The following is a 12,371-nucleotide window of genomic DNA, read 5'->3' as shown; positions in this document are numbered from 1 at the left end:
CGGGCCTACGATTAGCCTAATCTACAGTCCCAGCACCAGCTGACGCTCCAGCTGCGGATCCAGCAATGTGACGTGCAGCCCCACCAGCCTTACCCCTCGTCCGCCCCGCCGCTCTTCCCATGCCTTTTTTGCCGTCGCAATAAGATCCTCTTTGTTGAGGCGTGGCCAGACGTGCTCCTGCGTCGTCTGCTGAAAATCGTTAAATTTCAGTTTGATGCCCTGCCGGGCAATAAGCAGATCTGGTTTGACCTTCAGTAAGCGTCGTTCAAGCTCAGGATAGAGTTGTTCCGTAATAATGGTTTCACACTCTGTCCAGTCATGGATATCTTCGCTCAGCGTGCGTTCAACGCCGACCGATTTACGCAGCCGTTCGTTGTTCACATCCCGATCATCAATGCCCTGACTGCGTTCCCACAGTACGCGGCCAAACTTACCAAAACGCTTAAGCAGCAGCGCCAGATCGCTGCGCTGAACGTCTTCACAGGTGCGTAGCCCCATACTTTCCAGCTTCGCGGCGGAGACTTTACCCACGCCGGGGATTTTGCTGAGCGGCAGCGTCTTTAAAAACGCCGGAACCTCTTCCGGGGTGATGACGTACTGGCCGTTGGGCTTATTTAAATCGGAGGCGATTTTGGCGAGAAATTTTATCGGCGCGACGCCTGCCGATGCCGTCAGGTTCAGCTCGTTAAAAATAGTCTGGCGGATCTCCTGCGCCATCAGGGTGGCGGAGCCGTGGCAGTGCACGCTGTGGGTGACATCCAGATAGGCTTCATCCAGCGATAACGGTTCAATCAGAGAGGTGTAGCGGGAGAAGATCTCCCGAATGTGGCTCGATGCTTCTTTATAGGCATCAAAACGTCCGGGCAAAAGAGTGAGATGCGGGCACAGTTTTAGCGCCATCGCTGTCGGCATGGCGCTGCGCACACCGTATTTGCGAGCAGGATAGTTGGCGGTGCTGATGACACCGCGCTGAACCCGGCTGCCGCCAATGGCGATGGGAATATCCCGCAGCGCCGGGTTGTCACGCATCTCCACTGCGGCAAAAAAGCAGTCCATATCGACATGGATTATTTTGCGCATAGTAAGCCCTCACTCATTACTGGATAAGTATACAGTAAACAAATGAGGGTTGAGAAGTGTGCGTGGGAATTGTCGGGTGGCGGCGTTGCCTTACCCGACATACAAGACTAAATAATGCGTTGCTGCTCGCGAGCCATCCGTTTTTTTCGCGCATCGCACGGTTCCGGACAATCGCACACTTTTTCCATTCCGATGGAAGATATACCTCCACAGCTGCCCTGAATGCTTTTACGCTTGATGATCCAGCCTAAGGACATCCCGAATATCACCAGTACAAACACCGCAAAGGTCGCCAGAAAGGTCAGCATAATCAGCCTCCGAAATCATCGAGCATGATGTTCTCATCTTCCACGCCAAGATCTTTTAGCATCTTAATCACGGCAGCGTTCATCATTGGCGGGCCACACATATAAAACTCGCAATCTTCCGGTGCCGGGTGCTGTTTGAGGTAATTTTCATACAGCACGTTGTGGATGAAGCCCGTATAACCTGTCCAGTTATCTTCCGGCTGCGGATCGGATAACGCCACATGGAAGGTAAAGTTAGGGTTATCACGTGCCAGTTGTTCAAACTCATCGTCATAGAACATTTCGCGCAGTGAACGCGCCCCGTACCAGAAGCTGATCTTGCGCTTGCTGCCAAGGCGTTTGAGCTGGTCAAAGATATGTGAACGCATCGGCGCCATACCCGCACCGCCGCCGATAAAGACCATTTCCGCGTCGGTGTCTTTGGCAAAGAATTCGCCGAACGGGCCGGAAATCGTCACTTTGTCACCAGGCTTGAGGGACCAGATATAGGACGACATGACGCCAGGGGGTGCATCAGGCACATTCGGCGGCGGCGTGGCGATACGCACGTTGAGCATAATAATGCCCTTCTCTTCCGGGTAGTTAGCCATGGAATAAGCGCGAAGCGCGGGCTCTTTTACTTCGGAAACAAAGCGGAAGAGGTTAAATTTATCCCAGTCGGCCCGGTACTCCTCGGGCACGTCGAAGTCAGCATACGCCACGGTGTGTGCCGGACAATCAATCTGGATATACCCACCCGCACGGAACGGGACGCTCTCCCCTTCAGGAACGCGCAGCTTGAGCTCTTTAATGAACGTGGCTTTATTATCGTTAGAGATAACTTCGCACTCCCATTTTTTCACGCCGAAGATCTCCTCCGGCAGCTCAATCTTCATGTTCTGGCGCACTGCGACCTGACACGCCAGACGGCAGCCCTCTTTCGCTTCACGCTTCGTGATATGCGACAGTTCTGTTGGCAGAATATCACCGCCTCCCTCTTTCACCGTCACACGGCACTGTCCACAGGAGCCACCGCCGCCACAGGCAGACGAGACAAAAATCCCGTTGCCGGAGAGCGTATTAAGCAGCTTATCCCCTGCCGGGGTACGGATCTGATTCTGCGGATCGTCATTGATATCAATGATCACATCCCCGGAATTCACCAGCTTCGCACGCGCTGCCAGGATCAGCCCTGACAGCACCAGTACTATCAGCGTGAACATCACCACGCCAAGAATAATTTCCATCTTTTAGCCCTTATAGCTGCACACCGGAGAAGGACATAAAGCCCAACGCCATCAGGCCGGTGGTGATAAAGGTGATCCCTAAGCCACGAAGCCCCGCAGGTACGTTGGCATATTTCATTTTTTCACGGATCCCCGCCATGGTGACAATCGCCAGCATCCAGCCGATACCGGAACCGAAACCATACACAACCGATTCACTGAAGTTGTAATCGCGCTGAACCATAAATGAGACGCCGCCGAAAATGGCGCAGTTCACCGCGATTAGCGGCAGGAAGATCCCCAGTGCGTTGTACAGCGACGGGAAGTATTTATCGAGGATCATCTCCAGGATCTGAACAAGCGCCGCAATCACCCCGATAAAGGTGATGAAGTTCAGGAAGCTAAGATCAACGCCCTCCACCAGCGCGCCATCGCGAAGCACGAAGTTGAACACCAGGTTGTTAATCGGAACGGAAAGCCCCAGCACAACAGTGACCGCCACACCCAGACCGAATGCCGTCGATACCTTCTTAGAAACAGCAAGGAACGTACACATGCCCAGGAAGAAAGCGAGCGCCATGTTTTCAACAAACACCGCGCGCACAAATAAACTCAGGTAATGAGCCATCGTCGGTTACTCCTTTTCCTGCTGTTCAGGCTTCAGCGTACGAATCAGCCAGATCAGCAAACCGATAATGAAAAATGCGCTTGGTGCCAGCAGGAACAAACCGTTCGGCAGATACCAGCCGCCGTTCTGTACCGTATCCAGCACCGGAATGCCAAACAGTTTGCCGCTGCCAATAAGTTCGCGCAGGAAACCAACCGTCAACAGGATCACGCCATAACCCAGCCCGTTGCCGATACCGTCCATAAAGCTCGCCAGTGGCGGCATTTTCATCGCATAGGCTTCAGCGCGCCCCATCACGATACAGTTGGTGATAATCAGGCCGACAAACACCGAAAGCTGCTTCGAGGTTTCATAAGCGAAGGCGCGCAGAAGCTGATCAACCACGATCACCAGCGAGGCGATGATCGCCATCTGGACAATGATCCTCACGCTGTTGGGTATGTGGTGGCGGATCATTGAGATAAACATGCTGGAAAACGCTGTCACCAGCGTTACCGCCAGCGTCATAACCACCGCCGTTTCCAGCTTAGTGGTTACCGCCAGAGCCGAGCATACGCCCAGCACCTGAAGCGTTATCGGGTTATTGGCTAAAAGTGGGCCAATCAGCACCTTTTTAACTTCTTTCAGTTCACCCGTATCAGCCATTGTTCAGCGCTCCTTCACGTACATTCTTCAGGAAGGGACCAAAGCCCAGTTCACCCATCCAGAAATCAAAGCTGTGCTGCACCCCATTAGAGGTGAGCGTAGCGCCGGAAAGGCCATCAACGGCAAATTCATCACCGGGACGCGCTCCTCCTTTCACCACCTTCAGCGCAGGCTGGCCGTTGTCATCGAGCACTTTTTTACCGACAAACTGTGCCCGCCAGTTAGGGTTCTCAACTTCGCCCCCCAGCCCTGGTGTTTCGCCCTGATCGTAATATGTAATGCCTTTGACCGTACGGCCATCGGTATCCAGCGCCACAAAGGCGTACATCATTGACCATAAACCGTTGCCATAGATGGGCAACACGATTTCCTGGATGCGCTTTTGCTCGTCGCGGACGAGGTAAATCTCCGCGACATTGCTGCGGCGCTTAATGCCTGCCGGATCCTGCGAGGCGTCAAGCATGGTGCTCATCTGCGGATCTTTTAGCGCCAGCGCCTGGTTATATTTCGCCGGGTCTTTATCCATTAACTCCCCGGTTTTTAAATCCACCAGCCGTGCGGTAATGCGTTCGGCAAACACTGCTGCGACGTCATCCTTCGTCATGCCTTCCTGCATCAGCCCGGCAACGGCAAGGATGTTACGCTGTTTATCCAGCGCACGTTGCTCCTGCTGTAGCGGTTTCAACCCAACGGCAGAACCGGCCACGACAATGGAACAGACCAGACACAGTACCAGCACCACCAGCAGCGTTTTGCTGATACTGTCGTTATTTTTGATCTCAGCCACGCGCCTTCCTCCGCTTAATGTTGGCGCGCACGACCAGGTAGTCGAACAGCGGCGCAAACAGATTGGCAAACAGAATGGCCAACATCATCCCTTCCGGATAGGCCGGGTTGACCACGCGAATCAGTACACACATCACCCCAATGAGCGCGCCGTAGCACCATTTTCCTCTGTCGGTAAACGAAGCCGAGACGGGATCGGTGGCCATGAACATCATGCCAAACGCAAAGCCTCCCAGCACGAGGTGCCAGTACCACGGCATGGAGAACATCGGGTTAGTGTCTGAACCAATGAAATTGAAAAGCGTGGCGGTGAGGACCATCCCAAGCATGACGCCAGCGACAATGCGCCAGGACGCCACGCGGCCAAAGAGGATGATGGCTCCGCCGATCAAAATCATCAGGGTAGACACTTCACCGATGGAGCCTGGAATATTGCCAATAAACGCATCAAACCAGGTGACAGGCTGTCCGGTTGCATTGTTAACCAGCGTTTCGCCGCCGCCAGCCGCCCACTGTGAAAGTGGCGTCGCGCCGGAGAATCCGTCTGCTGCCGTCCACACCAGGTCGCCCGAGATTTGCGCCGGATAAGCAAAGAACAGGAACGCGCGCCCTGCCAGTGCCGGGTTGAGGAAGTTGCGTCCGGTCCCGCCGAAGATCTCCTTGGCAATCACTACGCCAAAGCTGATCCCCATCGCCGCCTGCCAGAGCGGCAGCGTTGGCGGAACAATCAGCGCAAACAGAATAGAGGTAACAAAGAAGCCTTCGTTTATCTCATGTTTGCGAATAATAGCGAACAGAACCTCCCAGAAACCGCCCACAATAAAGACAGTCATATAGATGGGGAGGAAGAAGACAGCGCCCAGCGTCATCATGCTGATCCAGCCTGCATCTGCCGCAAAGCTCACCCCCAGCGACTGCGCCAGACGATAGTGCCAGTCAGACTGAATCACCTGCGCCAGCTGCTCTGCATCGTACATATGGTGCAGCGCCGGAATAGTCTGCAACCCAACGTTATACATCCCCCAGAACATGGCCGGGAAGACCGCAAACCAGACCAGAATCATCATTCGCTTGAGGTCGATGGCGTCGCGAACGTGCGCCGCGCCTTTCGTCACCAGACCCGGCGTGTAGAAAATGGTCGTTGTCGCTTCATACAGCGGGTAGTACTTTTTGAGCTTCCCTTCGGTAAAGTGCGGCTCAATTTTTTCAAAGAGGTGTTTTAAGCCCATGGTTATCCTTCCTGCTCAATGCGGGTTAACACCTCGCGCAATACGGGTCCATATTCGTATTTACCTGGACACACATAGGTACACAGCGCCAGATCTTCCTCGTCCAGCTCCAGACAGCCCAGCGCCTGGGCACCGTCGGTATCGCCGGCCAGCAGATCGCGCAGCAGCACAGTGGGCAGAATATCCAGCGGCATCACGCGTTCGTAGTTGCCAATCGGGACCATGGCGCGCTCACCGCCGTTGGTGCTGGTGGAGAAGTTAAACAGCTTACGACGCAAAAAGTGGCCGAGCGTGGTACGGGTTACCGAGTATTTTTCTGCGCCAGGCAGCACCCAGCCGAACAGCTCTTTCTCGCGCCCTTCAAGCACTACGCTCACCTGAAGATGGAAACGACCCAGCCAGGCCATCGGGCCTGTCGCGTGTCTGCCGCTCAGCACCGAACCGGAAATAATGCGGTTTTCACCTTCTTTCGTTTCGCCAGCCAACAGCGCCGTCAGGTCTGCCCCAAGCAGCGTGCGAACCAGACGCGGTTGGGTTGCCTGAGGGCCGCCGATGGCAATAATGCGTTCTGCGCACAGCTCACCCGTGGTGAAGAGCTTACCGATAGCGATCACGTCCTGATAATTAAGATGCCAGACCTGTTTCGTCAGGCTTACCGGCTCCAGGAAATGAATATGCGTTCCCACCAGCCCGGCCGGATGCGGGCCGGCAAATTCATTAAAGGCGACCTGCCCTTGCGGATGCCCGCCCAGCTTACCGCCGCTGGCCTGGCAGACATGCACTTTGCCCGGCGTCAGGCGCGTTAACACGGTGAGGCCGGCATCGAAAGCTTTGCGTTCCGCCAGGATAAGAGGCTGCGGATCCGCGCTGAGCGGGTTGGTGTCGATGGCCGTAACGAAGATAGCGGCTGGCACAGTGCCAGGTAGGGGCGTTTTGCTATAGGGACGCGTGCGAAGCGCCGTCCACAGTCCTGACTCCAGCAGTTGCGTCTGCACCGCGTCGTGGCTGAGGGTAGCGAGATCGGCGGCGTCAAAACGCGCAAACTCGCGTTTCTCATCGCCTTCAATTTGAATAACTACCGATTGCAGAACGCGACGCTCACCACGATGGATGGCGACAACGGTGCCGCTGGCTGGGGCTGTAAACTTAACGCCAGGATTTTTTTTATCCTCGAAGAGTGCCTGGCCTTTTATTACACGATCGCCTTCCTGTACCAGCATCGCGGGGCGCATGCCCACGTAATCATCACCCACAATAGCGACATGATGAATACTGGCGCCGGTCGTTACGTGCTGTTCAGGCACGCCAGAGATTGGCAGATCGAGTCCTTTTCTGATTCTAAACATGTGGTTAGCAGGTATCCATGAACAACAATCCAGAGAGGCCGGAGTGTACCATTTTCGGCCCTGCCAAGGGCAGTAAATCCGCCGTCTGGCGCGCCGAAATGCGAGCTATTGCGCAAAGTTCCTGGAGTCAGGACAATATGAATGGGTTATAAAGTAAAACTAATTTGTAAACGCAAAGGTTGGCTCTTGCGAAAATCTCCATCGGTGCTAATGTGAGCGCTCCTGTCCAGATTAGTCTGATTTCGGGTGTCTTTTGCCGTTCTGGCAAGTTGGTCATTGTTTTATCAAGGAACCAGTAGTATGCGTAAAATCGCATTGTTCATTGCGATGCTTCTGATACCGTGTATGTCGTTTGCCGGGCTGCTTGGCAGTAATAGTTCAACGACGCCGGTCAGCAAAGAGTATAAACAGCAGTTGATGGGATCCCCTGTTTATATTCAAATCTTCAAGGAAGAGCGCACACTCGATCTGTTTGTCAAAATGGGCGAGACGTATCAACTGCTCGATAGCTACAAAATCTGTAACTATTCTGGCGGACTGGGGCCGAAACAGCGCCAGGGTGACTTCAAAAGTCCGGAAGGGTTTTACAACGTTCAGCGTAACCAGCTAAAACCGGACAGCCGCTTCTATAAAGCGATTAACATCGGTTTCCCCAATGCCTTCGACCGTGCGCACGGTTACGAAGGGAAATACCTGATGATCCACGGCGCCTGCGTGTCTGTCGGCTGTTATGCGATGACGGATTCCGGCATTGATGAAATCTTCCAGTTTGTCACGGGCGCCCTGGTCTTCGGCCAGCCGAATGTTCAGGTCAGCATCTATCCGTTCCGTATGACGGATGCCAACATGGCGCGCCATAAGTACTCTGTTTACACAGATTTCTGGAAACAGCTAAAACCGGGTTATGACTACTTCGAGCAGACCCATAAGCCGCCGGTGGTGTCCATCGTCAATGGCCGTTACGTGGTGAGTAAACCGCTCAGCCATGAAGTGGTTCAGCCTCAGCTGGCGTCAAATTACGCGGTCCCCGAGACAAAATAGCGCCCACTCGCCTGGCATGATCTTTTGCCAGGTTTCATTGCCCGTCAGCGGCTGCGTTGCAATGACAGTGACCACATCGTTCGGTGTGGTCTCCTTCTGAAAATCAATTTCCACATCCTGATCGAGCAGCGTGGCGACGCCAAACGGCGCACGTCGGGTGATCCAGAACAGATTCGTCGAGCAGAATGCCATCACGTAGCGTCCGTCAGACAGCAGCATATTAAACACGCCCTTCTCGCGTAACTCAGACGCCAGTGACGCTATGTACTTAAATACTGCGGTCATGTTGCCGGGCGTACGGGGGTAGCGCTCGGTCAGCTTGTGCAGCAGCCAGCAAAATGCTTTTTCGCTGTCCGTTTCACCGACAGGACGAAAATTGCCGGTTTCCAGTGATTTATAGCCCGAGAGCTGCCCGTTGTGCGCATAGGTCCAGTTACGTCCCCACAGTTCACGGGTAAACGGATGGGTATTTTCCAGCGCCACTTCGCCGCGATTGGCCTGGCGGATATGGGCGATCACCGAACAGGATTTAATAGGATAGTCCTGCACCAGTCTGGCAATGGGTGAGTTAAAGCTGGGTTGTGGATCTTTAAACGTGCGACATCCTTTGCCTTCGTAGAAGGTAATGCCCCAGCCGTCTTTATGCGGCCCGGTTCCTCCACCGCGCTGAACCAGCCCGGTGAAACTAAAGCAGATATCGGTTGGCACATTGGCGCTCATCCCGAGCAGTTCGCACATAGAACACCTCCACAACAGCGGGGGGCACCGGCGCCCCCCAGCGAAGTCTTACTTAACCATCTCTTTTTCGATCAGTTGGATCAGGATGTGGATCACTTTGATGTGAATTTCCTGAACGCGATCCGCATAACCGAAGTGTGGTACACGGATTTCAATGTCCGCTGTACCGTCCATCTTACCGCCATCTTTCCCGGTCAGGGTGATCACTTTCATGCCCTTCTCACGCGCGGCGGCGATCGCTTTGATCACGTTAGCGGAGTTACCGGATGTGGAGATCCCCAGCAGCACGTCGCCTTCACGGCCTACGGCTTCAACGTAGCGGGAAAAGATATGGTCGTAACCGAAGTCGTTGCCTACACAGGAGATGTGGCTCACGTCGGAAATCGCAATCGCCGGGTAGCCCGGACGGTTTTCGCGATAGCGTCCGGTCAGCTCTTCGGCGAAGTGCATGGCGTCACAGTGGGAACCGCCGTTACCGCAGGAGAGCACTTTACCGCCGGCTTTGAAACTGTCGGCAAGCAGGACCGCCGCGCGCTGAATAGCGTGAATATTGGCATCATCTTTCAGAAAATTCGCCAGCGTTTCCGCCGCTTCGTTCAGTTCGTTACGAATAAGATCCTGGTACATGAGGATAATCCTTCAGTATTGATGAAATAACACAGTGGAGTGTACCGGATAGCAGTAAAAGCGAGAAGCTAAAGCCATGCGAATCGTCCGGCGTTTTGATTTTTTGTGCCGGCTAAAACGCGAACAATGTGAACCAGGTTGTAATTATTTTGTAAACACATTGCTAAAGGAAATGACATCAACTACAACCATATCATCACAAGTGGTCAGACCTCCTACAAGCAAGGGAGCTTTTCTTTATGATGATTTTGAGCATTTTCGCAACCGTTGTGCTGCTCGGGGTGTTGTTCTATCACCGTGTCAGTTTATTCCTGAGTAGCCTGATTCTTCTGGCCTGGACGGCTGCACTTGGCGTCGCTGGCCTGTGGAATATCTGGGTACTTGTTCCCCTGGCAATCATTTTGCTGCCGTTTAACCTGACGCCGATGCGTAAGTCGATGATCTCCGCGCCGGTGTTCAAGGGATTCCGTAAAGTGATGCCGCCGATGTCGCGCACGGAGAAAGAGGCGATTGATGCGGGCACGACCTGGTGGGAAGGCGATCTGTTCCAGGGCAACCCGGACTGGAAAAAGCTGCACAACTACCCGCAGCCGCGTCTGACCGCCGAAGAACAAGCCTTTATTGACGGCCCGGTGGAAGAAGCCTGCCGCATGGCGAACGATTTTGCCATCACTCACGAAATGGCCGACCTGCCGCCTGAGCTGTGGGCATATCTGAAAGAGCATCGCTTCTTCGCGATGATCATTAAGAAAGAGTACGGCGGTCTGGAATTCTCCGCTTACGCTCAGGCTCGCGTCCTGCAAAAACTGGCGGGTGTTTCCGGGATCCTGGCGATCACCGTTGGCGTGCCAAACTCCTTAGGCCCGGGCGAGCTGTTACAGCATTACGGTACGGAAGAGCAGAAAGATCACTATCTGCCGCGTCTGGCGCGTGGTCAGGAAATTCCGTGCTTCGCGCTGACCAGCCCGGAAGCCGGTTCTGATGCCGGTGCGATCCCGGATACTGGCGTGGTCTGCATGGGCGAATGGCAGGGCGAACAGGTGCTGGGCATGCGCCTGACCTGGAACAAACGTTATATCACCCTGGCGCCTATCGCCACCGTACTCGGTCTGGCGTTCAAACTTTCTGACCCGGAAAAACTGCTGGGCGGTGAAGAAGATCTGGGCATTACCTGTGCGCTGATCCCAACCTCGACCCCGGGGGTTGAAATTGGTCGTCGTCATTTCCCGCTGAACGTACCGTTCCAGAACGGCCCGACTCGCGGTCAGGATATCTTTGTGCCGATTGACTACATCATCGGTGGACCGAAAATGGCCGGTCAGGGCTGGCGTATGCTGGTGGAATGTCTGTCGGTGGGCCGCGGCATTACACTGCCATCGAACTCTACCGGCGGTCTGAAATCGGTGGCGATGGGGATTGGGGCTTACGCGCATATCCGCCGTCAGTTCAAAATCTCCATCGGCAAGATGGAAGGTATCGAAGAGCCGCTGGCGCGCATTGCGGGCAATGCCTACGTGATGGACGCCGCAGCCTCGCTGATTACCTACGGTATTATGCTGGGCGAGAAACCCGCCGTGCTGTCGGCGATTGTGAAGTACCACTGTACCCACCGCGCACAGCAGTCAATTATTGATGCAATGGATATCGCAGGCGGTAAAGGCATTATGCTTGGCGAAGGCAACTTCCTGGCGCGCGGCTATCAGGGCGCACCGATTGCCATCACCGTGGAAGGGGCAAACATCCTGACCCGCAGCATGATGATCTTCGGCCAGGGTGCGATTCGTTGCCATCCGTACGTGCTGGAAGAGATGGCCGCCGCGCAGAATAACGACGTGGATGCCTTCGACAAGCTGCTGTTCAAACATATCGGTCACGTTGGCAGCAATGAAGTTCGCAGCTTCTGGCTCGGCCTGACGCGGGGGCTGACCAGCGCGACGCCGACCCGCGATGCAACCAAACGTTACTACCAACACCTGAACCGTCTGAGCGCTAACCTGGCGCTGCTGTCTGACGTCTCCATGGCCGTTCTGGGCGGAAGCCTGAAGCGTCGCGAACGCATCTCCGCCCGTCTGGGTGATGTGCTGAGCCAGATCTTCCTGGCCTCTGCGGTGCTGAAACGCTACGACGATGAAGGCCGTCAGGAAGCGGATCTGCCGCTGGTGCACTGGGGCGTGCAGGATGCGATGTATCAGGCGGAACAGGCGATTGACGACCTGCTGGCAAACTTCCCGAACCGCTTCGTGGCGGGCGCCCTGCGCGCGGTGATCTTCCCGACCGGTCGTCACCATCTGGCACCGTCTGACAAGCTGGATCATAAAGTGGCGAAGATCCTCCAGGTACCAAGCGCAACCCGTTCCCGTATTGGCCGTGGTCAATACCTGGAACCTACCCCGCATAACCCGGTAGGTTTGCTGGAAGAAGCGCTGCTTGACGTGATGGCCGCCGACCCGATTCACCAGAAGATCTGCAAACAGCTGGGCAAAAACCTGCCGTTTACACGACTGGATGAGCTGGCAAAACAGGCGCTGGCGGGTGGCATCATCGACAACAGCGAAGCTGCGATTCTGGTGAAAGCCGAAGAGAGCCGTCTGCGCAGTATTAACGTGGATGATTTCGAACCAGAAGAGCTGGCGACTCAGCCGGTAAAGCTGCCAGAGAAGCACCGCAAACCTGAAGCGGCATAAGGTATTTTGCTCTCACAAACCCCGCCCCGCGCGGGGTTTTTTATTGCCACATTT

Annotated in this window: 12 protein-coding genes; 2 read left to right on the top strand and 10 right to left on the bottom strand. The window is 54.9% G+C overall.

The features are described from left to right. Positions 1 to 21: 21 nt before the first annotated feature. The 8 genes from dinB to INF86_RS07175 all read right to left on the bottom strand — a co-directional run bounded on the left by dinB (position 22) and on the right by INF86_RS07175 (position 7,227). Positions 22 to 1,080 (bottom strand): DNA polymerase IV, encoded by a 1,059-nt coding sequence (dinB, locus tag INF86_RS07210; RefSeq protein WP_032624796.1) that lies wholly within the window; start codon positions 1,078 to 1,080, stop codon positions 22 to 24. Between the two features lie 107 nt (positions 1,081 to 1,187). Beyond that, a complete protein-coding gene (gene nqrM / locus INF86_RS07205; RefSeq protein ID WP_003863212.1) occupies positions 1,188 to 1,388 on the bottom strand; it encodes a (Na+)-NQR maturation NqrM in 201 nt (66 codons plus the stop codon). A gap of 2 nt (positions 1,389 to 1,390) precedes the next feature. Further along, complete coding sequence (nqrF, locus tag INF86_RS07200) at positions 1,391 to 2,614, bottom strand: NADH:ubiquinone reductase (Na(+)-transporting) subunit F (RefSeq protein WP_015571374.1); 1,224 nt, start codon at positions 2,612 to 2,614, stop codon at positions 1,391 to 1,393. A gap of 10 nt (positions 2,615 to 2,624) precedes the next feature. Continuing rightward, positions 2,625 to 3,221, bottom strand: coding sequence for an NADH:ubiquinone reductase (Na(+)-transporting) subunit E (gene nqrE, locus INF86_RS07195; RefSeq protein WP_003863217.1), 597 nt, complete (start codon positions 3,219 to 3,221; stop codon positions 2,625 to 2,627). Between the two features lie 6 nt (positions 3,222 to 3,227). Continuing rightward, complete coding sequence (locus INF86_RS07190) at positions 3,228 to 3,866, bottom strand: NADH:ubiquinone reductase (Na(+)-transporting) subunit D (protein WP_003863219.1); 639 nt, start codon at positions 3,864 to 3,866, stop codon at positions 3,228 to 3,230. Next, positions 3,859 to 4,653: a Na(+)-translocating NADH-quinone reductase subunit C gene (locus tag INF86_RS07185; RefSeq protein ID WP_022647144.1), complete on the bottom strand. Its 795-nt coding sequence runs from the start codon at positions 4,651 to 4,653 to the stop codon at positions 3,859 to 3,861. Before INF86_RS07185 ends, INF86_RS07190 begins: the two co-directional genes overlap by 8 nt. Then, the gene (locus tag INF86_RS07180; protein ID WP_022647143.1) at positions 4,646 to 5,881 is read right to left on the bottom strand and encodes an NADH:ubiquinone reductase (Na(+)-transporting) subunit B; all 1,236 of its coding nucleotides are present in this window, start codon (positions 5,879 to 5,881) and stop codon (positions 4,646 to 4,648) included. The genes INF86_RS07185 and INF86_RS07180 overlap by 8 nt, the downstream gene beginning before the upstream one ends. 2 nt (positions 5,882 to 5,883) lie before the next feature. Continuing rightward, entirely contained in the window at positions 5,884 to 7,227 is a 1,344-nt protein-coding gene (locus INF86_RS07175; protein WP_193543379.1) for a Na(+)-translocating NADH-quinone reductase subunit A, read from the bottom strand. A gap of 300 nt (positions 7,228 to 7,527) precedes the next feature. On the opposite strand from INF86_RS07175, the gene dpaA reads away from it, so the two are divergent. Further along, positions 7,528 to 8,268: a peptidoglycan meso-diaminopimelic acid protein amidase gene (dpaA, locus tag INF86_RS07170; RefSeq protein WP_006810008.1), complete on the top strand. Its 741-nt coding sequence runs from the start codon at positions 7,528 to 7,530 to the stop codon at positions 8,266 to 8,268. Here dpaA and INF86_RS07165 read toward each other — a convergent pair. Next, on the bottom strand, positions 8,239 to 9,006 hold the full coding sequence (locus INF86_RS07165; RefSeq protein WP_017383120.1) for a class II glutamine amidotransferase: 768 nt from the start codon (positions 9,004 to 9,006) through the stop codon (positions 8,239 to 8,241). The two genes, dpaA and INF86_RS07165, sit on opposite strands and share 30 nt — an antisense overlap. A gap of 48 nt (positions 9,007 to 9,054) precedes the next feature. Further along, positions 9,055 to 9,633, bottom strand: a complete 579-nt coding sequence (gene lpcA, locus INF86_RS07160) for a D-sedoheptulose 7-phosphate isomerase (protein WP_003863232.1) — start codon at positions 9,631 to 9,633, stop codon at positions 9,055 to 9,057. Between the two features lie 239 nt (positions 9,634 to 9,872). Here lpcA and fadE point away from each other — a divergent pair, with 239 nt between their 5' ends. Continuing rightward, positions 9,873 to 12,317 carry an acyl-CoA dehydrogenase FadE gene (fadE, locus tag INF86_RS07155; RefSeq protein ID WP_023299388.1) on the top strand — a complete coding sequence of 815 codons (2,445 nt, stop codon included), beginning with the start codon at positions 9,873 to 9,875 and terminating at the stop codon, positions 12,315 to 12,317. The last annotated feature ends 54 nt before the right edge of the window (positions 12,318 to 12,371 follow it).

This window comes from Enterobacter cloacae complex sp. I1M, assembly GCF_014982425.1.
GTDB classification, from domain to species: domain Bacteria; phylum Pseudomonadota; class Gammaproteobacteria; order Enterobacterales; family Enterobacteriaceae; genus Enterobacter; species Enterobacter intestinihominis.
The sequence above is the reverse complement of the archived record's forward strand: the minus strand, read 5'-3'. Positions and strand labels throughout refer to the sequence as shown.